Genomic DNA, 20,917 nt, shown 5'->3' with positions numbered 1-20,917 from the left:
TGGCATCCGGTCACCCCGGAGAGCCGGGGGCGCGAAGGCGCCCGCCTCACCCCGCGACGGCGGCCTTGCGGCGTCGCGCCCGGCTCTTCGCGGTGCCTCCGGCGCCGGCGGCCTGGGACTCCTGGTTCGCCGTCGCGCCGACCGGCACCGTGCCGTCGAGGATCTCCGCGAGAAATGTCCCGGTGTGCGACTCCGGCACCAGCGACACCGCCTCCGGCGTCCCCTCGGCCACCACCAGGCCACCACCGGAGCCGCCCTCCGGTCCCATGTCGACCACCCAGTCGGCGTTCTTGACGACATCGAGGTTGTGCTCGATGACGATCACCGAGTTCCCCTTGTCCACCAGCGACTGCAGCACGCCGAGCAGCTTGCGGATGTCCTCGAAGTGCAGGCCCGTGGTCGGCTCGTCGAGAACGTAGACCGTACGGCCCGTGGACCGCTTCTGCAGTTCCGTGGCCAGCTTCACGCGCTGCGCCTCCCCGCCGGACAGGGTCGGGGCGGGCTGCCCGAGCCGGACGTACCCCAGGCCGACGTCGACGAGCGTCTTCATGTACCGCGAGATCGCGGGGAACGCCTCGAAGAACTCGGCGGCCTCCTCGATCGGCATGTCCAGCACGTCCGCGACGGTCTTGCCCTTGAAGTGCACCTCGAGGGTCTCGCGGTTGTAGCGCGCGCCGTGGCAGACCTCGCACGGCACGTAGACGTCCGGGAGGAAGTTCATCTCGATCTTGATCGTCCCGTCGCCGGTGCACGCCTCGCACCGACCGCCCTTGACGTTGAACGAGAACCGCCCCGGCCCGTAGCCGCGCACCTTCGCCTCGGTGGTCTCGGCGAACAGCTTGCGCACCCGGTCCCAGACGCCCGTGTAGGTGGCCGGGTTGGAGCGCGGCGTGCGCCCGATCGGCCCCTGGTCCACGTGCACCACCTTGTCGAGGTGGTCCATCCCCGTGACCCGCGTGTGCCGGCCCGCCACCTGCCGGGCGCCGTTGAGCTCGTTCGCGAGCACGGTGTGCAGGATCGAGTTCACCAGCGTCGACTTGCCCGACCCGGAGACTCCCGTGACCGCCGTGAAGACACCGAGCGGGAACGACACGTCGATGTCCCGCAGGTTGTTCTCGCGCGCCCCGACCACCGTGAGCCGACGGCCCGGGTCCACCGGCCGGCGTACGGCGGGGAGAGGGATCTTGCGCTGCCCCGACAGGTACGCCCCCGTCACGGACTCGGCCGACTCCAGCAGGCCGGTCAGGTCGCCCGAGTGGACCACCCGGCCGCCGTGCTCCCCCGCGCCCGGACCCACGTCCACGATCCAGTCCGCGGAGCGGATCGTGTCCTCGTCGTGCTCGACGACGATCAGCGTGTTGCCCAGGTCCCGCAGCCGCGTCAGCGTCTCGATGAGCCGCCGGTTGTCACGCTGGTGCAGCCCGATCGACGGCTCGTCCAGCACGTACAGCACACCCACCAGGCCCGACCCGATCTGTGTGGCGAGGCGGATGCGTTGCGCCTCCCCGCCCGACAGCGTGCCGGCGGGCCGTTCGAGCGTGAGGTAGTGCAGGCCGACATCCAGCAGGAAGCCGAGCCGCGCGTGGATCTCCTTGAGCACCTCGGCGGCGATCTGCCGCTCGCGCTCCCCCAGCTCCAGGCCCTTGAGGAACTCCGCCGCGGCGGCGATCGGCAGGCGGCACACCTCCGCGATGGACCGGCCGCCCACCTTCACCGCGAGGACCTCGGGCTTGAGGCGAGCGCCGTCGCACACGGGGCACGGCACCTCCCGCATGTACGCCTCGTACTTCTCCTTGGACCAGTCGGAGTCCGTCTCGCGGTGGCGCCGCTCCAGGAACGTGATGACGCCCTCGAACCCCGTCGAGTACTGCCGCTCCCTGCCCCAGCGATTGCGATACCGCACCTGCACCTCGTGGTTGCGCCCGTGCAGCACGGCCTCCCGCGCACGCTGCGGCAGCGCGCGCCAGGGGGCGTCCATGTCGAACTTCATCTCCGCCGCGAGCGCCGTCAGCACCCGCTCGAAGTACTCGCTGGAGGTCTGGGTCCAGGGCGCGACGGCGCCGTCGCGCAGCGACTTCTCCTCGTCCGGTACCACGAGGTCCGGGTCCACCTCGAGGCGGAAACCGATACCGGTGCACTCGGGGCACGCACCGTAGGGGGCGTTGAAGGAGAAGGTGCGCGGCTCGATCTCGTCGAGCGTGAGCGGGTGGTCGTTGGGGCAGGAGCGCTTCTCGGAGTACTTGCGGAAGCGGTCGGGATCATCCGCGTCGAGATCGACCAGGTCGATCATGACCAGTCCGCCGGCCAGGCCGAGGGCGGTCTCGACGGAGTCGGTGAGCCGCCGCTGCACGCCCTCGCGCGCCACGAGACGGTCCACGACGACCTCGATGTCGTGCTTCAGCTTCTTCTCCAGCGCCGGCGGCTCGGCGAGCTGGACCACCTCGCCGTCGACCCGGGCACGCGCGAAGCCCTTGGCGCCGAGCTCCTTGAACAGGTCGGCGTACTCGCCCTTGCGGCCCCGCACGACGGGCGCGAGCACCTGGTAGCGCGTTCCCTCGGGGAGTTCCAGCACCCGGTCGACGATCTGCTGCGGAGTCTGGGACCGGATCTCCTCGCCGCACACCGGACAGTGCGGCGTGCCCGCTCGGGAGAACAGGAGACGCAGGTAGTCGTAGACCTCGGTGATGGTCCCGACCGTCGAGCGCGGGTTCCGGTTCGTGGACTTCTGATCGATCGACACCGCGGGGCTCAGGCCCTCGATGAAGTCGACGTCGGGCTTGTCCATCTGGCCGAGGAACTGGCGCGCGTAGGCGCTCAGCGACTCGACGTAGCGGCGCTGGCCCTCGGCGAAGATCGTGTCGAAGGCGAGCGAGGACTTCCCGGACCCCGATAGGCCCGTGAAGACGATCAGCGCGTCCCTGGGAAGGTCCAGGTCTGCGTTCTTGAGGTTGTGCTCACGCGCACCAGATACGACCAGCCGATTGCTCACCTGAGCATCCTAGGACGAGACTCTGACATTCGCACGAGTGTTCTACGACACGGTCGGGCGCGGAACCCGCGGCCTCTCAGGCGAACCCTCCGATCACCACGGTCCACTCGCGCGCGGCACACGCCGTGACCAGGCCCTGCGTCCGGAACGGGTCCTCGTCCAGCATCCCGAGCGCGGCCTCCGGCGAGTCCGCCTCCAGGACGAGGAGAGCACCGGCGGGCACCGGCGTGCCGTTCTCCGCGGTGACCGCCGGCTGCGGGCCCGACGCACGGAGCGTCCCGGCCTCGTGCAGACCGCGCAGGAAGGCGCGGTGGTCCGCGCGGTGCGCGTCCAGCCCGGCGGAGTCGTCGGCGTACTCGTAGGTCACGGCGTAGGTCGTCATACAGGTCATTCTGCCGGGTTGCCAAGGACGGGGCGGGCCCGTCCGGCCACGGACCACGCCGGCGCCGGGCCACGCCGGCCGCACGGCCCGGGCGGACGCGACGGCCGGGCGGACGCGACGGCGCCCGCCCCCGAACGTTCCGGGGACGGGCGCCGGCGCCTCACGACGCGCGTCCACGTCCTCCCGGACGTGAACCGCGGGGCGTGGGGCTCACGCGTCCGCTGCGGTCTCCGCCACCTCGGCGTGCGCGAGGGTCACGAGCGCCTGGGCGTTCACGGCGTGCTGCCACTTGCCCAGGTCACCGACACTCTTGATCTTGAGCGCCGCGAGCGCCTCGTCGTGGTTGGGGCTCAGGCCGAGCAGCGCCGACGGCGGGGCAGCGAGGATCTCGCTGATGCCCTTGCCGCGGTAGGCCTTGTCGACGAGGTTGTCGAGGTTCAGGCTCACGAATGATTGCCTTTCGTCGTTGCGGTCGTGTCTCCGGCCGGGTGAGAACCCGGCCGCCCGCAGGATGTCGTGATCCGCCCCACTTTGCAACATCCGCCGGAAACGAGAGTCCGACGGCGCCCCCGCGCCCCGCCCTCGCCTGGCGCCATGGGAGGAAAAGCGCACACCGGATGCAGCACCTCCAGGTGCGCGGACGACCGTAACCCTGGCAGACTCCCCCCATGGCGCCCTACACCGGCGATGTTGTCACGGGCTGCGACCCCGACGTCCGCCTGCTCGACGATGTCGCGATCCACAAGATGTCCGTGGGTCCCATGGACAACAACGCATACCTCCTGACCTGCCACGCGACCGGAGCCCAGCTCCTGATCGACGCCGCTGCCGACCCCCAGTCGCTCATGGACCTGATCGACATGTCCGAGGGCGACGGGCCGGGAGAGGGCCCGCTCGACGCCGGGCCCCCGCTCGATCTCATCGTGACCACGCACCGCCACCCCGACCACTTCGGCGCGCTCTCCGACATCGCCGCCGTCACGGGCGCGCGGACCCTCGCCGGCGTGGACGACGCCGAGGCCATCGCCCACGACGCCGGCACCCCGGTCGACATCGCGGTGTCCGACGGCGACACCGTCACCTTCGGCGAGGTCGATCTCACCGTGATCCACCTGCGCGGGCACACCCCGGGTTCGATCGCGCTCGCCTACACGGAGCCCGATAACGTTTCCCGGCCCGGTGCCGTCGCCGGGCGGACGCACCTGTTCACCGGCGACGCGCTGTTCCCGGGTGGTCTCGGGAACACGCACGGCGAACCGAGCCGCTTCCGGGCGCTGCTGGACGACGTCACCACCCGGATCTTCGACCGGTACCGGGACGACACCTGGGTCTACCCGGGCCACGGGCTCGACACGACACTCGGCGCGGAACGCCCCCATCTCGCGGAGTGGCGCGAACGGGGCTGGTGACGACGCCGGAGCGGCCCTGACCCGAGGCCCGGCCCTTCGTGCCGGAGCGGGCGTCAGGGTCAGGCCGTGGGGGTCAGGGCCCCTCCGGGTTCAGGGCTTCCGGGTCTCCTCGAGCTCGGCGGCCTTCCGGTCGCTGCGCACCTTGAGGAGGGACGCGACGGTGGTGATCGTCAGGACGACGACGATGAACAGCAGCGAGAAGGACGTCGGGATGTCCGGCACCAGGTCGACCTCGCGGCCGCCGTTGATGAACGGCACCTCGTTGAGGTGCAGGGCGTGGTTGACGAGTTTCACACCGATGAAGCCCAGGATCACGGCGAGGCCGTAGTTGAGGTAGACGAGCTTGTCCAGCAGGCCGTCGATGAGGAAGAACAGCTGCCGCAGCCCGAGGAGCGCGAACGCGTTGGCCGTGAAGACGAGGTACGCCTCCTGCGTCAGGCCGAAGATCGCCGGAATGGAGTCGACGGCGAACAGGAGGTCCGCGGAGCCGATCGCGATCATGACGACGAGCATCGGGGTGATCATCCGGCGGCCGTCGATCCTGGCGGTCATCCGGTCCCCGACGTACGTGTCGGTGACCGGGAAGACCCGGCGCACCAGGCGGAGCACGCCGTTCTCGTGATACTCCTCGTCGCTCTCGCCGCCGCCCCTGGCCTGCGACCACGCGGTCCACAGGAGGAACGCGCCGAACAGGTAGAACACCCAGCTGAAGTGCGCCACCAGGGTGGCGCCGAGCATGATGAAGATCGTCCGCATGACGAGCGCGATCGTGATGCCGATCAGCAGCACCTTCTGCTGGTACTCCCGCGGCACCTTGAAGCTGGCGAGGATGAGCACGAACACGAAGAGGTTGTCCACGCTCAGCGACTTCTCGGTGACCCACCCGGCGAAGTACTCACCGCCGTACTGCGGACCCCATGCCCACCAGACGATCCCACCGAACGCGACGGCGATCAGGACGTAGACCAGGGACCAGCGCCCCGCTTCGGCGATCGACGGGAAGTGGGACTTGCGGACATGACCGAAGTAGTCGACGGCGATCAGAGCGACGATCGCGAGGACGGTCAGGACCCAGGCCCAGAACGGCACATACATGAATGAGAACCTCCGGTGGACAGCGTCAGGCACCGGAGGTCTCTCCCAACTCGCGAGCACACCACCATCACCTGGCGATCTGCACAGCGAGCCGGTCCGCCCGGAGCAACACCTTTGTCGCCCGTACTGACGAAACGAACCGTCCCGGGATACTCCCCTCCTGGCGAAAAGTGTACGCGACCAGAGCGTTCACGCGAAACGTGAGGTCGGTCTCCCGCAGGTCGCACCGCACGCCCACCTCAGGTCGTCGCCGCCTGCATCTGCCGCAGCTCCTTCTTCAGGCCCGAGATCTCGTCACGGAGGCGCGCGGCGACCTCGAACTGCAGCTCGGCCGCGGCGCCGTGCATCTGGTCCGTGAGCTCCTGGATGAGCTCGGCAAGTTCGCTCGCCGCGGCGCCCGCCAGGCGGTTGCCCGTGGCCGCACCCTCCTTCGGCGTCCCGGGCAGCGGCGCCTTGCCACGAGCACCCCCGGCCGATGCCTTCCGGTAGCCGCCGGCCAGCAGCTCCTGGGTGTCGATGTCCTCCCGGGCGAGCATGTCGGTGACGTCCGCGATCTTCTTGCGCAGCGGCGTCGGGTCGATGCCGTTCGCCTCGTTGTACGCGATCTGCTTGGCCCGGCGGCGGTCCGTCTCGTCGAGGGCCTGCCGCATGGCCGGCGTGATCTTGTCGGCGTACATGTGCACCTGACCGGACACGTTGCGCGCCGCGCGGCCGATGGTCTGGATGAGGGACCGGCCGGAGCGCAGGAAGCCCTCCTTGTCCGCGTCCAGGATCGCGACCAGCGACACCTCCGGCAGGTCGAGGCCCTCTCGCAGCAGGTTGATGCCGACCAGCACGTCGAACTCGCCCAGCCGCAGCTCGCGCAGCAGTTCGACGCGGCGCAGCGTGTCGACCTCGGAGTGCAGGTACTGCACCCGGACGCCGCGCTCCAGGAAGTAGTCGGTGAGGTCCTCCGCCATCTTCTTGGTGAGGGTCGTGACCAGCACCCGCTCGTTCTTCTCCACACGGTCACGGATCTCACCGAGCAGGTCGTCGATCTGTCCGGTCGTCGGCTTGACCACGACCTCCGGGTCCACGAGGCCGGTCGGACGGATCACCTGCTCCACCACGCCGTCCGACAGCGCACGCTCGTAGTCGCCCGGGGTCGCCGACAGGTACACCGTCTGCCCGATGCGCTCGGTGAACTCCTCCCAGCGCAGCGGCCGGTTGTCCATGGCGCTGGGCAGCCGGAAGCCGTGCTCCACGAGGGACCGCTTGCGCGACATGTCGCCCTCGAACATCGCCCCGATCTGCGGCACCGTCTGGTGCGACTCGTCGATGACGAGCAGGAAGTCCTCGGGGAAGTAGTCGAGCAGGGTGTTCGGCGCGGTGCCGGGCGCGCGACCGTCGATGTGCATCGAGTAGTTCTCGATGCCGCTGCAGGTGCCGATCTGGCGCATCATCTCGATGTCGTAGGTGGTGCGCATGCGCAGCCGCTGGGCCTCCAGCAGCTTGTTCTGCCCCTCCAGCTCGGTCAGCCGCTCGGCGAGCTCTGCCTCGATCCCGCCGATCGCCCGCTCCATCCGCTCCGGCCCGGCCACGTAGTGCGTGGCCGGGAAGAGGTGGACGCTCTGCTCGCTCCGCACGACGTCGCCCGTCAGCGGGTGCAGCGTCTGGATGGACTCGATCTCGTCGCCGAACATCTCGATGCGCACGGCGAGCTCCTCGTACACCGGGATGATCTCCACCGTGTCGCCCCGCACGCGGAACGTGCCGCGCGTGAACGCCGTGTCGTTCCGCGTGTACTGCATGGTGACGAACCTGCGCAGCAACTCGTCCCGGTCCACGACGTCGCCGATGTCGAGCCGCACCATGCGGTCCACGTACTCCTGCGGCGTGCCCAGGCCGTAGATGCACGACACCGACGCCACCACGACCACGTCCCGCCGGGTCAGCAGCGACGAGGTCGCACTGTGCCGAAGGCGCTCCACCTCGTCGTTGATCGAGGAGTCCTTCTCGATGTAGGTGTCCGACTGCGCGATGTACGCCTCGGGCTGGTAGTAGTCGTAGTAGGAGACGAAGTACTCCACGGCGTTGTTCGGCAGGAGCTCCCGGAACTCGCTGGTGAGCTGCGCGGCGAGCGTCTTGTTCGGCGCCATGATGAGGGTGGGCCGCTGGAGCTTCTCGATGAGCCACGCGGTCGTCGCGCTCTTGCCCGTACCGGTGGCCCCGAGCAGCACGACGTCCTTCTCCCCCGCCTGGATACGCTCGGTGAGTTCGGCGATCGCCGACGGCTGGTCTCCGGCGGGCTGGTACTCGGAGACCACCTCGATGGGGGCGACGGTCCGTTGCAGATCGGTGACGGGGCGCATGGTCCTACGGTAGTTCGACTGTCTGACAGTGCTTCCCCGAGCCGGGTCGCGGGTCAGTGCTCGGCGCCCGCCGCGACCGCCGCCCTGAGGACCTCGCCGCGCGCCGCCGCCAGGGACGTGGTGAGCACGATCCGCAGGGCGGAGGCCAGCGTCTCCAGCGGGAGCCCGGGATCTCCGTCGGCCCTTTCCTCCGCCGTCCGTGGCACGTGCACGAATCCCGTCACGCCGTCGCCGAACGCCTCGCGCAGCGTGTAGAACAGGGCGTTGCACACGAACGTCCCGGCGGTGTTGGAGACGGCGGCGGGGATCCCGGCCTCGTGCAGCGCGGCGAGCGCCGCCTTCACCGGAAGCCCCGTGAAGTGGGCGGCGGGACCGGTCCGGAGCAGCGGCTCGTCGGCCGGGAGGTGGCCGGCGTTGTCGGGGATGCGCGCGTCGGCCACGTTGATCGCCACCCGTTCCAGGCGGACCGCCTCGGTCCCGGCGGCGAGCCCGACGGCGACGACGGCGTCGTACGGGGCGCCCTCCTCCCGCGCCGCCAGCATCGCCGCCCGCACCGGCGCGAACGCACCGCCGAACGTGACGGGCAGCACCAGGGTGTCCAGGGCCGCGCCCGCGGCCTCCGGGTCCCAGGTCGCGGCGAGCCGCGTCACCGCCTCGGCCGACGCGTTGACGTGGTCTCCCCCGAACGGTTCGAACGCGGTGACGAGGGCCCTCACGCGCCGGACGCCCGGCTGTCGTGCAGGGCGGCGTCGTCGGCCTCCGCCTCCGCCTCCTGTGCGACCTCGCGCTGCGCCCGCTCCCACAGGGAATCGACCTGTGCGCGGAGGTTCTCCACGCTCCCCGTGCCGTCGAGCACCACGTCGGCGCCGGCGAGCCGGTCCTCGTCGCTCGCCTGCGCGGCGATGCGACCCTGCGCCTCCTCCGCGTCCATGCCCCGCCCCTCGACGAGCCGCTCCAGCCGCTGTTCCACGGGCGCGTGCACCACGACGACGAGATGGAACGCTCCCGCCTGCCCGGTCTCGACGAGCAGGGGGATGTCGTGCACGACGACGGCCCGGGGGTCTCGCGCCGCCGCTGCCGCCTCGTGCTCGGCGGACAGCCGGCGCACCTCCGGGTGCACGATGGCGTTGAGCCGCTCCCGCGCCTCGTCGTCGGCGAACACGAGGCGGCCCAGCGCGGGACGGTCGAGGCCGCCGTCGGGCCCGATCACCTCGGTGCCGAACGCCTCGGCGATCTCCTCGAGGCCGACCGATCCCGGGGCGACGGCGGTGCGGGCGAGCTGGTCGTGGTCCACGACGACGGCGCCGAGTTCGTCGAGGCGCCGTGTCGCGACCGACTTACCGGCGGCGATCCCACCGGTGAGGCCGATACGGAACATGCCCCTATCCTGCCTCACGACGCGCCGTTCCGCGCCGGGCAGGCGTCCGGTCCCGTCAGGGCCGGCACGGACGCGAGCTCCGAGGCGGCCGGTCCGTCGGCCGTCCCGCCGTCTCCGGGGCATGCGAAAGGGCCCAGGCGCGTGCGCCTGGGCCCTCCCGTCACCGGATCAGTTGCCGGTCAGCTTCTCGCGAAGCGCGGCGAGCGCCTCGTCCGAGGCGAGCGTACCCGCACCCTCCTCCTCGACCGGGGCCGACGAGTAGGACGAGGACGACGACGCGGCGGCCGGGGCCGCCGGAGCCTCGGGCGTGGTGTCGTTGTCCGCGGCGAGCGCCTCGGCGACCTGCTTGCGGTGCGACTCCCAGCGAGCGTGGGCCTTGGCGTACTCGGCCTCCCACGCCTCGCGCTGGGTCTCGAAGCCCTCGAGCCACTCGTTGGTCTCCGGGTCGAAGCCCTCGGGGTACTTGTAGTTCCCCTGCTCGTCGTACTCGGCGGCCATGCCGTACAGCGCGGGGTCGAAGTCCTCGGACTCCGGGTCCACGCCCTCGTTGGCCTGCTTGAGCGACAGCGAGATGCGGCGGCGCTCCAGGTCGATGTCGATGACCTTGACGAACACCTCGGCACCGACGGACACGACCTGCTCGGCGAGCTCCACGTGGCGCACGGCCAGCTCGGAGATGTGCACGAGGCCCTCGATGCCGTCCTCGACGCGCACGAACGCACCGAACGGGACGATCTTGGTGACCTTACCGGGCACGACCTGGCCGATGGCGTGGGTCCGCGCGAAGGTCTGCCACGGGTCCTCCTGCGTCGCCTTCAGCGACAGGGAGACACGCTCGCGGTCGAAGTCGACGTCGAGCACCTCGACGGTGACCTCCTGGCCGACCTCGACGACCTCGGACGGGTGGTCGATGTGCTTCCAGGAGAGCTCGGAGACGTGCACGAGGCCGTCCACGCCGCCCAGGTCGACGAACGCACCGAAGTTGACGATCGAGGAGACCGTACCGGGGCGCACCTGGCCCTTCTGCAGCGTCTGCAGGAAGGTGGAGCGCACCTCGGACTGGGTCTGCTCCAGCCAGGCACGGCGCGACAGGACCACGTTGTTGCGGTTCTTGTCGAGCTCGATGATCTTGGCCTCGATCTCCTTGCCGACGTACGGCTGGAGGTCGCGGACCCGACGCATCTCCACGAGGGAGGCGGGGAGGAAGCCCCGCAGGCCGATGTCGAGGATGAGGCCGCCCTTGACGACCTCGATGACGGTGCCGGTGACGACGCCGTCCTCCTCCTTGATCTTCTCGATCGTGCCCCAGGCGCGCTCGTACTGGGCGCGCTTCTTGGACAGGATCAGGCGGCCTTCCTTGTCCTCCTTCTGGAGGACCAGGGCCTCGACGTCGTCACCGACGGCGACGACCTCGCCGGGGTCGACGTCGTGCTTGATCGAGAGCTCCCGGGACGGGATGACACCCTCGGTCTTGTAACCGATGTCGAGGAGAACCTCGTCACGGTCCACCTTGACGATCGTGCCTTCGACGATGTCACCATCGTTGAAGTACTTGATGGTGGCGTCGACAGCGGCAAGAAAGTCGTCCTCGGTGCCGATGTCGTTGACGGCGACCTGAGGGGCGGACTTCGTGGTGGAGATGGTCATTGAGTTCGATGCTCCGATGCGGACATGACGTAGTGCGGACAGGGACAGAAGGTGGTGTGCGGCGCCCATGAGTTGGGCGCACGGCACCGCCGAACATCCTAGCCACCGCCCACCGGGCCGGTCAACGCGAGACCGGCCGCGGCGACGCGGCGACGGGAGGGCGGACCCAGGACGGTGGGCCGATCAGAGCGCGAGTTCCAGGTCCTTGCCGGGAATCGCGTCCAGCAGGGCCCGGGTGTAGTCGGTGCGCGGGGAGTCGAACACCTCGTCGACCGTGCCCTCCTCGACGACCATACCGTTCTGCATCACGAGCACGCGGTCGGCGATCTGCCGCACCACGGCCAGGTCGTGCGTGATGAAGAGGTACGTCAGGCCCAGCTCCTCCTGCAGCTCGGCGAGCAGCCGCAGGATCTGCGCCTGCACGACGACGTCCAGCGCGGAGACCGCCTCGTCGCACACCACGAGCTCGGGCTTGAGCGCCAGGGCGCGGGCGATCGCCACGCGCTGGCGCTGGCCGCCCGACAGCTCCGACGGGAACCGCCGCAGCAGCCCCTTGCCGAGCGCGACCTGCTCGGCGAGCTCCTCGACCCGCTCCCGGCGCGCGTCCGGGTCGCCGAAACGGTGCGCCCGCAAGGGCTCCTCGATGGCCCGGAACACGGAATACATCGGGTCGAGCGACGAGTACGGGTCCTGGAACACGGGCTGGACGCGCCGCCGGTAGGCGATCCGCTCGGTCTGGCCGGTCCCGCCCGCCGGCCGGCCGTCGAAGTGGATCGTGCCCGCGGTCGGCGTCTCGATGTCGAGGATCATCCGCGCCAGGGTGGACTTCCCGGAGCCGGACTCCCCCACCACCGCGACCGTCGAGCCGCGCGGGATGTCGAGGCTCACGCCGTCCACGGCCGTGAAGTCCTTGCCGCGCCCCAGCAGTCCCTGACCGCGGATCCGGAACACCTTCGAGACGTCCCGGACGCTGACGAGAGGCGCGACGTCGCCGTTCGCGGCGCCGTCCTCGTGCGCCAGGAGGGTCTGGTCGAGCACGTCGTCCAGGCCACGTTCGCGCGCGATCTCGATACGGCGCGACGCCAGCGACGGCGCCGACGCCATGAGCCGCCGCGTGTACTCGTGCCGCGGGTTCATCAGCACGTCGCGCGCCGGCCCCTGCTCCACGATCTCGCCGCGGTACATGACCACCACCTTGTCCGCCCGCTCGGCGGCCAGGCCGAGGTCGTGGGTGATGAGCAGCACGGCGGTACCGAGCTCGTGGGTCAGGTCGGACAGCTGGTCGAGGATGCCCCGCTGCACCGTGACGTCGAGGGCCGACGTCGGCTCGTCCGCCACCAGCAGCGCGGGACGTCCCGACAGGCCCATCGCGATGAGCGCGCGCTGCCGCATGCCTCCCGAGAACTCGTGCGGGTACTGCGAGGCGCGACGGCCGGCGTCGGGCAGCCCGACCTCGTCGAGCAGCTCGACCGTCCGGGCGCGCGCGTCCCGGCGGGTCCGCAGACCGTTGTCGATCAGGCCCTCGTCGATCTGCCGCCCGATCCGCATCACCGGGTCGAGGTTCGTCATCGGGTCCTGCGGGACGAGACCCAGCTCCGTGCCGCGCAGGCGCGCCATGTGCTGCGCGCCGACCCGGCCGAGGTCCTCGCCCTGGAACCAGATGTGCCCCTCGGCCACGGAGCCGTTGCTCGCGAGCAGCCCGAGGACCGCCATCGCGAGGGTCGTCTTGCCCGAACCGGACTCGCCGACGATCGCCACCGTCTCGCCACGACGGACGATCAGGTTCGCGTCGCGCACGGCGCGCGCCGCGCCGCCCTCCGTCCGGAAGTCGACGGCCAGGTCCTCGATCCGCAGCACGACGTCGGCCGCGGAGGCGTCCGCCGCGGCGGTGTCCACGGCGGGGGTGTCCGCCGGCGGGGCGGCCTCCGGCGGCGTGTCCGCCGCGGGGGTGCTCTCGTTCATCGTGTCCTTCACGTCGCTCATCGCCGGGTCCTGTTCCGCGGGTCGAGGGCTTCACGCAGGCTCTCGCCCACGAGGGTGAAGCCGAGGGCGGTGACCGCGATGCAGATGCCGGGCAGGACCGCCAGGCGCGGTGCGACCGCGAGTTCCTGCTGCGCCGCCGTCAGCATGCGCCCCCACTCCGCCGTCGACGGCTCGCCGCCGCCCAGGCCGAGGAACGACAGCGCCGCCGCCTCGATGACGGCCGTCGCGAGCGTCAGTGTGGCCTGCACGATCACGGGGCCCACCGAGTTCGGCAGCACGTGGCTCATCGTCACCGAGCGGCGCGTCAGCCCGAGTGCGGAGGCCGCCAGGACGTAGTCCTGCCCGCGCTGCGCGAGCATCGACCCGCGCAGCAGCCGGGCGAAGATCGGCACCTGGACCACTCCGATCGCGATGATCACCGACATCTGCGACTGGCCCGCGATCGCGGCGATCGAGACGGCCAGGAGCAGCGACGGCACCGACAGCATGAGGTCGACCAGGCGCATGGCGCCGAAGTCGACCCAGCGGCCGAACCAGCCCGCGAGCAGGCCGATCAGCATGCCGCCGGTCAGGCCGAAGAGCGTCGAGACGACGCCGACCAGCAGCGAGGCGCGCGCACCCCAGATCAGCTTGGAGAACACGTCCCCGCCGTACCGGTCCAGACCGAGCCAGTACTCGGCGGACGGTCCGGGGATGGACGTGGGCCGGACGTCCGAACGGCCGGGCAGCTCGTGCGGCCCGTAGGGCGCGATCAGCGGCGCGAGGACCGCCACGAGCACGAACGCCGCGACGATGGCGAAGCCGGCGATCGCCACCGGGTTCCGGCGCAGCGTGCGCCAGGCACGACGCCACACCCCCTCGCCGGAGTGGTCGGCGCCCGAGGCGCCGCCGTCGGCCCCGTGGATCGACGCCGGTTCGTGCAGGGGCGCGCTCGCCGCGCCGCCGGCCCCCGAGGTGGGGGGAAGCTCGCCTGTGCTCACTGCTGCCTCCTCAGACGCGGGTCGATCAGCCCGTACGACACGTCGACGAGCAGGTTCACCAGGGCATACGTCACCGCGATCAGCAGCACGAAGCCCTGCAGCACCGGATAGTCGGCGTTGAACACGGCCTCGGCCAGGAAGCTGCCGATGCCGCTGAACGCGAAGACCGTCTCCGTGAGCACCGCGCCGGACAGCAGCAGGCCCACCTGGAGCCCGATCGTGGTCAGCACCGGAAGCATCGCGTTACGCAGGATGTGCTCGGTGCGCAGGCGCGCGGGCTTGATCCCCTTGGCGCGGGCGGTGCGCACGTAGTCGGCGTTCTGGACCTCGGACACCGCCGCGCGGGTCATGCGGGCGATGATCGCCAGCGGGATCGTGCCCAGCGCGACGCCCGGCAGGATCAGGTGCACCAGCGCGTCCCAGGCGGCGTCCCACTCCGCGGTGAGGATCCCGTCCAGGACGTAGAAGTTGGTGGGATGGGTCGCCTCCATGGTGGGGCTCATCCGGCCGCTCGTCGGGAACCAGCCCAGCTCCACGGCGAAGAAGTACTTGAGGATGAAGGCGAGGAAGAACACCGGGACCGTCACGCCGATGAGCGACACGACCACCGCGGTGTGGTCGACGACGGTGCCCGCCCGCCGGGCGGCGAGGTAGCCGAGCGGGATACCGATCCCGATCGCGAAGATCAGCGCGACCACGGTCAGCTCGATCGTCGCGGGGAACCGGTTGATGAACTCCTCCAGCACGGGACGGCCGCTGCGCAGCGACGTCCCGAAATCGCCCTGCAGCAGGCGGAGCAGGTACTTGCCGTACTGGACGATCAGGGGCTGGTCGAGCCCCATCTCGGCCTCGATCGCGGCGGCCGCCTCCGGGGTGTACCGCTCGCCCAGCATGGCGGTGACCGGCCCGCCCGGCAGCGCCCGCACCCATGCGAACAGGAGTACCGAGAGCCCCAGGAGGAGCGGTATCAGGAGCAGCAGCCGCTGCCCGACGAGTCTGAGCATGTGATCGCTTTCGGTTCGTTCCGTGGCACATGGATGCCCGTGCCCGACGGCGGTCGGCCGCGGACACGGGCATCGATGTTACGGCCTGTGCGGGCCGCCTGAGGTCACGCTCACTCGAACGTGATGGAGTGGTACACCTCGTCCTGCACCGGCGAGATCGGGTAGTCGATCACGTCCGGTGCCACGACCAGCGTGGGCACCGGGCTCGCGATCGGCAGGCCCGGCAGGAAGTCCATCAGGACCTCGTTCGCGTGCTGGTAGGCGGCTTCCTGCTCCTCGACCGGCGCGTTGCGGGCGTCGTCGATCGCCTCGAACACCTCGGCGTCGTCGAAGCCCCACTCCAGGGACTCCGTACCGAAGAACGTGCCGATGAAGTTGTAGGTGTCGTTGTAGTCGCCCGTCCAGCCCAGCAGGTGCAGGCCGTGCTTCTCGCTGCCCTGGATGGTGTCGATGTAGGTGGGGCTCCACGGCTCCGCCGTCGCCGTGACCGTGATGCCGACCTCCTCGAGGTCCGCGGAGATCGCCTCGAAGATCGCGGCGGGGTCCGGCATGTACGGGCGCGACACCTCGGTCGGGTAGTTGAACTCGATCTCGAGGTCCTCGGCGCCCGCCTCGGCCAGGAGGTCCATCGCCGTCTCGGGGTCGTAGTCGTACGTGGCGACGTCCTCGGAGTAGCCCATGACCGTCGACGGGATGAACTGCGTGGCGACCTCGGTGCCCTCGGGCAGCGTGGCCTCCGCCAGGCCTTCCTTGTCGACCGCGTGGGCGATCGCCTGGCGCACGAGCGGGTCGTCCAGCGGCTCGGCGTTCTGGTTCATGCCGAGGTACAGGATGTTGAATGCCGGGCGGTTGTGCAGCGTGAAGCCCGCCTCGTCGAGCGCGTCCACGTCGGCCGGGGCGACCAGGTCGTACCCGTCGATGTCACCGGCCTCGAGCGCCTGACGGCGTGCGGTGCCGTCCGCGATGGTGGTGAAGATGATCCGCTTCACGTCCGCGATCTCGTCGCGGTAGTCCTCGTTGGCCTCGAGCGTGACGCTCTCACCGGACTTCCACTCGACGAACTTGTACGGGCCGGTGCCGACCGGGTGCTCCTTGCCGTACTCCGTCAGCTGCGGCGCGTCCTCCGTGCCCTGCACGTCGTCGGCGCCGAACTCCTCGAGGGCCGTCGGCGACTGCATGGACAGCGCCGGCAGCGACAGGGCGGCGATCATCTCCGGGACCGGCGTGTTCAGCGTGACGACGGCGGTGGCCGCGTCGGTCGCCTCGCACGAGTCGTACTTGCTGTCGTCACCGGTGCCGCCGAAGACGGCCTTGTAGTAGTACGAGAGGTTCTCGTGGGACGCGAGGCCGGTCCAGCCGTGCCAGCGGTCGAAGTTCGCGCACACGGCTTCGGCGTCGAAGTCCGTGCCGTCGTGGAAGGTCACGCCCTCCACCAGCTGGAAGGTGTACTCCAGCCCGTCCTCGCTGATGTCCCAGCTCTCCGCGAGCAGCGGCTCGGGATCCGCGGTGCCCGGCGCGACACCGACCAGCCCCTCGAAGATCTGCCGCGCGACCCGGAACGACTCGCCGTCGGAGGCGAAGGCGGGGTCGAGCGTGGCCGGCTCGGCCGACGCGCCGAACACGAACGTGTCCTTCCCGCCGTCCCCGCCGGAACCCTCGTCGCCGCGCTCGCTCGCGACGCAACCGGACAGCGCGACGGCGCCGGCAGCCGCGAGCGCGACAGGCGCCCCCAGCCGGCGCAGTGAACCCAGACGCATGGCGTCTCCTTCCATCGGACGCGGCGCGCAGGTTGCGCACGCCGCTGCGTGGTGTGCGCCCGACTCTAGGTTCACCCGGGTTGCGCGAGTGTTTCGCTGTGTACCGGATGTCCATATCGTGATCGATTCGTGATCGGCCACGGCGTGCTATGGGATCATGCCCGGCGCCGCCGGAGGCCGCCGCCGTGCCGCCGCGAGAGGATGTGCCCCGTGCGCGACTACGGATACCGCGATGTGCCCGACCACGAGGGCGGCGCCGCCTCCCGCGGCTGGTGGGACACGAACGCCGGCGAGTACCTCGACGACCACGACGGCTTCCTGGCGGGCGAGCTCCGCTGGGGCCCCGAGGGACTCACCGAGTCCGAGGCCGGTCTGCTGGGCGACGTCGCCGGTCGCGACGTGCTGGAGATCGGCGCCGGCGCCGCGCAGTGCTCCCGCTGGCTCGCCGGGCGGGGCGCCCGTGCCGTGGCGACGGACGTGTCGTGGCGCATGCTCCACGAGGGACGCGAGCGCCGGGCCGGCATGCGGGACCGCACGCCCGAGGCGTGGGACCGCACGGGGTCCGACGGCGGTCGCGGCCAGGACCCGCTCCCGGGCGACGTTGCCGGCGTCGTCCCGCTCGTCCAGGCCGACGCGCGGGCGCTTCCGTTCGCCGACGCGAGCTTCGACGTCGTCTTCACCTCGTTCGGCGCGATCCCGTTCGTGCCGGATGCCGGCCGCGTGCACGCCGAGGCCGCGCGCGTCCTGCGCGCGGGCGGCCGCTGGGTCTTCTCGGTCACCCACCCCCTGCGCTGGGCGTTCCCCGACGACCCGACTCCGGCCGGGCTCACGGCGAACCGCTCCTACTTCGACCGCCGGCCGTACGTCGAGACGGACGACGCCGGCCGCGTCTCCTACGCCGAGTACCACCGCACGGTGGGCGACCACGTGCGCGATGTCGCGGCGGCCGGCCTGCGACTCGTCGATCTGGTCGAGCCGGAGTGGCCTGCCTGGAACTCCGCGGTGTGGGGCGGCTGGGGCCCGGAGCGCGGCCGCTACCTCCCGGGCACGGCCGTCTTCGTCACCCGCAAGGGCTGACGTCCCGCGGGCGAGGCCGCGGCGTCGCGCGCCCGCCCAGGGCGCGGGACGCCGCACTCCCGCACCGCGCCCGTATCAGTGCGCGGCGTCGTGCCAGTTCTGGCCCGCGCCCACCGAGACCTCCAGGGGGACGTCCAGCTCGAACGCCGCGCCCATCTGGGCGCGCAGGAGCTCCTCCATCACGGCGCGCTCGCCGGGGGCGACCTCCACGACGAGTTCGTCGTGCACCTGGAGCAGGACGCGGGACTCCAGGCGCTGGGCGTCCATCTCGCGCCGCACACCCAGCATGGCGAGCTTGATGATGTCCGCCGCCGACCCCTGGATCGGGGCGTTGAGCGCCATCCGCTCCGCCATCTGGCGGCGCTGCCGGTTGTCGCTCGTGAGGTCCGGGAGGTAGCGCCGCCGCCCCAGGAGCGTCGCGGTCCAGCCGGTGGCGCGGGCCTCCTCGACGACGCCGGTGAGGTAGTCCCGCACTCCGCCGAACCGCTCGAAGTAGTCGTCCATGAGGCCTTGTGCCTCACCGGTGGAGATCCCCAGCTGCTGGGACAGCCCGAACGCGCTCAGCCCGTACGCCAGGCCGTAGCTCATGGCCTTGACCTTGGCGCGCATCTCCGGCGTGACGTCCTCGGGGTTCACCTGGAACACGCGCGACCCCACGTAGCGGTGCAGGTCCTCCCCGGAGCGGAAGGCGCTGATCAGGCCCTCGTCGCCGGACAGGTGGGCCATGATCCGCATCTCGATCTGGCTGTAGTCCGCCGTGAGCAGGGTCTCGTACCCCGGGCCCACCACGAACGCCCGGCGGATGCGGCGGCCCGCCTCCGTCCGGACGGGGATGTTCTGCAGGTTCGGGTCGACCGAGCTGAGCCGGCCCGTCGCGGCGATGGTCTGGTAGAACGTGGTGTGGATGCGCCCGTCCGGCGCGACGGTCCGCAGCAGCCCCTCGACCGTGGTGCGCAGGCGCGTGACGTCGCGGTGCGCCAGCAGGTGCTCCAGGAACGGGTGCTGGGTCCGGGCGAACAAGTCCTGCAGCGCCGCCGCGTCGGTGGTCCAGCCGGTCTTGATCTTCTTCGTCTTCGGCATCGCGAGCTGGTCGAACAGCACCTCCTGGAGCTGCTTGGGACTGCCGAGGTTCACCTCCCGCCCGATCACGTCGTACGCGGCCGCGGCGGCGTCGGCGACACCCGCCGCGAAGTGCTTCTCCAGGTCCGTCAGGTAGTCCACGTCCGCCGCGATCCCGGCGTGCTCCATGGACGCCAGGACGCGCGACAGCGGCAGTTCGACGTCCGACAGCAGGTGCGCCGCCCCGCGATCGGCCAGCTCACCCGCGAGGATCTCGGCGAGGTCGCCGACGGTGGCGGCACGGGCAGCCTCCAGCTCCCCGGTGGCGCCGCCGTCGAGGTCGAGATCGAGCGCGCCCTGCGCGGCGGGCGCCGCCACGCCGAGGCGGCGCCCCAGGTGCCGCTCCGCGAGGTCACCGAGGTCGTAACCGCGCTGGTCCGGGTGGCACAGGTAGGCGGCCAGCTCGGTGTCGAACTCGACGCCCCGCAGGTCCCAGCCGCGCCCCGCGAGCGCGTGCCACGCGGCCTTCGCCCCGTGCACCACCTTCGGCGCGGCCTCGTCGGCGAGCCAGGCCGCGAGCGCCTTGTCGTCCTCGGACCCCAGGTCCTCCGTGTCGTACACGACGGCGTGTCCGTCCGGGCCCGCGACGGCCACCTTCCAGGCGTCCCCGCCGACGGGCGTCGTCGTTCCCGAGACGTCGAGGCCGAGGCGGCCGGTGCGGGCCGCGAGCCAGGCCGCGAGGCCGCCGGGGGCGACGTCGTCCACCTCGATCTCGACGCTGCCGGTGGGCTGCTCGCCGGCCGGCTCGCCGGCGGGGTCGACGGCGAGGAGCCGGTCGCGCATCTGGCCGAACTGCAGGGCGTCGGAGACCCGGTGCACGGCCTCGCGGTCGAAGCCGGTCAGGGCGAGGTCGTCGAGGCCGAGGTCGATGGTGACGTCGGTGAGGAGCGCGTTGAGCTCACGGTTGGTGCGCACCTGCTCCAGGTGGTCGCGGAGCTTCTCCCCCGCCTTGCCCTTGACCTCGTCGGCGCGGGCGAGGAGCTCGTCGAGCCCGCCGAAGGTGGTGACCCACTTCGCGGCGGTCTTGGGGCCGACGCCGGGGATGCCGGGGAGGTTGTCGCTCTTCTCCCCGACGAGCGCGGCCAGGTCGGGGTACTGCCGGGGCGGCACCCCGTACTTCCCCTCGACGGCGTCGGGCGTCATGCGGGCCAGCTCGGAGACGCCCTTCACCGGGTAGAGCACCGTGACGTCGTCGTTCACGAGCTGGAGGGCGTCGCGGTCGCCGGAGCAGATGAGCACGTCCATGCCGGCGGCGGAGGCCTGGCCGGCGAGCGTGGCGAGGATGTCGTCGGCCTCGATGCCCTCGGCCGACAGGTACCGCAGGTGCAGGGCGTCGAGGACCTCGTGGATGAGCGGGACCTGGGAGCGGAACTCGTCGGGGGTGGCGGCGCGGCCGGCCTTGTACTCCGGGTACCTCTCGGTGCGGAAGGTGACGCGGCCGGCGTCGAACGCGACGGCGGCGTGGGTGGGCTGCTCGTCGCGCAGGAGGTTGGTGAGCATCGAGGTGAAGCCGAACACCGCGTTGGTGACCTGGCCCGAGGTGGTGGCCAGCGTGTCGGGCAGGGCGAAGAACGCCCGGTAGGCCATGGAGTGGCCGTCCACGAGCAGCAGCCGGGGGCGGGTACCGGCGGAGGTGCCGGCGGGGAGGTCGGTTCGCGCTTCGGTCGTCACGGATGACAACCTATCCCGCATGACTGACATCGACGCGGGGCGCAGTGGAGGGGACAGGCCGAGGAACGAGGCACG

The 20,917-nt window shown here is 71.1% G+C and carries 15 protein-coding genes; 2 read left to right on the top strand and 13 right to left on the bottom strand.

The window, feature by feature from the left end; genetic code table 11:
- Positions 1-46: 46 nt before the first annotated feature.
- The 3 genes from uvrA to EDD34_RS09165 form a co-directional block, all read right to left on the bottom strand.
- Positions 47-2,989, bottom strand: coding sequence for an excinuclease ABC subunit UvrA (gene uvrA / locus EDD34_RS09175; RefSeq protein WP_123814289.1), 2,943 nt, complete (start codon positions 2,987-2,989; stop codon positions 47-49).
- Positions 2,990-3,065: 76 nt separating this feature from the next.
- On the bottom strand, positions 3,066-3,371 hold the full coding sequence (locus EDD34_RS09170; protein ID WP_123814288.1) for a YciI family protein: 306 nt from the start codon (positions 3,369-3,371) through the stop codon (positions 3,066-3,068).
- Between the two features lie 210 nt (positions 3,372-3,581).
- A complete protein-coding gene (locus EDD34_RS09165; protein WP_123814287.1) occupies positions 3,582-3,818 on the bottom strand; it encodes a hypothetical protein in 237 nt (78 codons plus the stop codon).
- Between the two features lie 221 nt (positions 3,819-4,039).
- Between EDD34_RS09165 and EDD34_RS09160 the strand changes: the two genes are divergently transcribed.
- Complete coding sequence (locus tag EDD34_RS09160) at positions 4,040-4,780, top strand: MBL fold metallo-hydrolase (RefSeq protein ID WP_123814286.1); 741 nt, start codon at positions 4,040-4,042, stop codon at positions 4,778-4,780.
- 90 nt (positions 4,781-4,870) lie between these two features.
- Here the strand turns inward: EDD34_RS09160 and EDD34_RS09155 are convergent, their stop codons facing one another.
- The 9 genes from EDD34_RS09155 to EDD34_RS09115 form a co-directional block, all read right to left on the bottom strand.
- Positions 4,871-5,875, bottom strand: coding sequence for a TerC family protein (locus tag EDD34_RS09155; protein WP_123814285.1), 1,005 nt, complete (start codon positions 5,873-5,875; stop codon positions 4,871-4,873).
- 239 nt (positions 5,876-6,114) lie between these two features.
- Positions 6,115-8,226, bottom strand: a complete 2,112-nt coding sequence (gene uvrB, locus EDD34_RS09150; RefSeq protein WP_123814284.1) for an excinuclease ABC subunit UvrB — start codon at positions 8,224-8,226, stop codon at positions 6,115-6,117.
- A gap of 53 nt (positions 8,227-8,279) precedes the next feature.
- The gene (locus EDD34_RS09145; RefSeq protein WP_123814283.1) at positions 8,280-8,942 is read right to left on the bottom strand and encodes a pyroglutamyl-peptidase I; all 663 of its coding nucleotides are present in this window, start codon (positions 8,940-8,942) and stop codon (positions 8,280-8,282) included.
- Complete coding sequence (coaE, locus tag EDD34_RS09140) at positions 8,939-9,604, bottom strand: dephospho-CoA kinase (RefSeq protein ID WP_123814282.1); 666 nt, start codon at positions 9,602-9,604, stop codon at positions 8,939-8,941. Before coaE ends, EDD34_RS09145 begins: the two co-directional genes overlap by 4 nt.
- A gap of 168 nt (positions 9,605-9,772) precedes the next feature.
- Complete coding sequence (gene rpsA / locus EDD34_RS09135; protein WP_123814281.1) at positions 9,773-11,251, bottom strand: 30S ribosomal protein S1; 1,479 nt, start codon at positions 11,249-11,251, stop codon at positions 9,773-9,775.
- Positions 11,252-11,434: 183 nt separating this feature from the next.
- A complete protein-coding gene (locus tag EDD34_RS09130; RefSeq protein ID WP_123816434.1) occupies positions 11,435-13,213 on the bottom strand; it encodes a dipeptide ABC transporter ATP-binding protein in 1,779 nt (592 codons plus the stop codon).
- Between the two features lie 17 nt (positions 13,214-13,230).
- Positions 13,231-14,139, bottom strand: coding sequence for an ABC transporter permease (locus EDD34_RS09125; protein ID WP_246012654.1), 909 nt, complete (start codon positions 14,137-14,139; stop codon positions 13,231-13,233).
- A gap of 71 nt (positions 14,140-14,210) precedes the next feature.
- Positions 14,211-15,218, bottom strand: coding sequence for an ABC transporter permease (locus tag EDD34_RS09120; protein WP_123814279.1), 1,008 nt, complete (start codon positions 15,216-15,218; stop codon positions 14,211-14,213).
- A gap of 110 nt (positions 15,219-15,328) precedes the next feature.
- Complete coding sequence (locus EDD34_RS09115; protein WP_123814278.1) at positions 15,329-16,975, bottom strand: ABC transporter substrate-binding protein; 1,647 nt, start codon at positions 16,973-16,975, stop codon at positions 15,329-15,331.
- Positions 16,976-17,176: 201 nt separating this feature from the next.
- Here EDD34_RS09115 and EDD34_RS09110 point away from each other — a divergent pair, with 201 nt between their 5' ends.
- The gene (locus EDD34_RS09110) at positions 17,177-18,052 is read left to right on the top strand and encodes a class I SAM-dependent methyltransferase (RefSeq protein ID WP_123814277.1); all 876 of its coding nucleotides are present in this window, start codon (positions 17,177-17,179) and stop codon (positions 18,050-18,052) included.
- 75 nt (positions 18,053-18,127) lie between these two features.
- Here EDD34_RS09110 and polA read toward each other — a convergent pair whose 3' ends face one another.
- The gene (gene polA / locus EDD34_RS09105; RefSeq protein ID WP_123814276.1) at positions 18,128-20,863 is read right to left on the bottom strand and encodes a DNA polymerase I; all 2,736 of its coding nucleotides are present in this window, start codon (positions 20,861-20,863) and stop codon (positions 18,128-18,130) included.
- Positions 20,864-20,917 lie beyond the last annotated feature (54 nt).

The sequence above is a fragment of the Myceligenerans xiligouense genome (assembly GCF_003814695.1).
Lineage (GTDB): Bacteria > Actinomycetota > Actinomycetes > Actinomycetales > Cellulomonadaceae > Myceligenerans > Myceligenerans xiligouense.
This window is presented reverse-complemented; position numbering and strand designations above follow the sequence as displayed.

Bases quoted from the DNA above. Each gene is read 5' to 3' on its own strand.
- EDD34_RS09170 (WP_123814288.1), bottom strand. From the start codon at position 3,371: ATGACGACCTACGCCGTGACCTACGAGTACGCCGACGACTCCGCCGGG.
- EDD34_RS09160 (WP_123814286.1), top strand. From the start codon at position 4,040: ATGGCGCCCTACACCGGCGATGTTGTCACGGGCTGCGACCCCGACGTC.
- EDD34_RS09155 (WP_123814285.1), bottom strand. From the start codon at position 5,875: ATGTATGTGCCGTTCTGGGCCTGGGTCCTGACCGTCCTCGCGATCGTC.
- uvrB (WP_123814284.1), bottom strand. From the start codon at position 8,226: ATGCGCCCCGTCACCGATCTGCAACGGACCGTCGCCCCCATCGAGGTG.
- coaE (WP_123814282.1), bottom strand. From the start codon at position 9,604: ATGTTCCGTATCGGCCTCACCGGTGGGATCGCCGCCGGTAAGTCGGTC.
- rpsA (WP_123814281.1), bottom strand. From the start codon at position 11,251: ATGACCATCTCCACCACGAAGTCCGCCCCTCAGGTCGCCGTCAACGAC.
- EDD34_RS09130 (WP_123816434.1), bottom strand. From the start codon at position 13,213: ATGAACGAGAGCACCCCCGCGGCGGACACGCCGCCGGAGGCCGCCCCG.
- EDD34_RS09120 (WP_123814279.1), bottom strand. From the start codon at position 15,218: ATGCTCAGACTCGTCGGGCAGCGGCTGCTGCTCCTGATACCGCTCCTC.
- EDD34_RS09115 (WP_123814278.1), bottom strand. From the start codon at position 16,975: ATGCGTCTGGGTTCACTGCGCCGGCTGGGGGCGCCTGTCGCGCTCGCG.
- EDD34_RS09110 (WP_123814277.1), top strand. From the start codon at position 17,177: ATGTGCCCCGTGCGCGACTACGGATACCGCGATGTGCCCGACCACGAG.
- polA (WP_123814276.1), bottom strand. From the start codon at position 20,863: ATGCGGGATAGGTTGTCATCCGTGACGACCGAAGCGCGAACCGACCTC.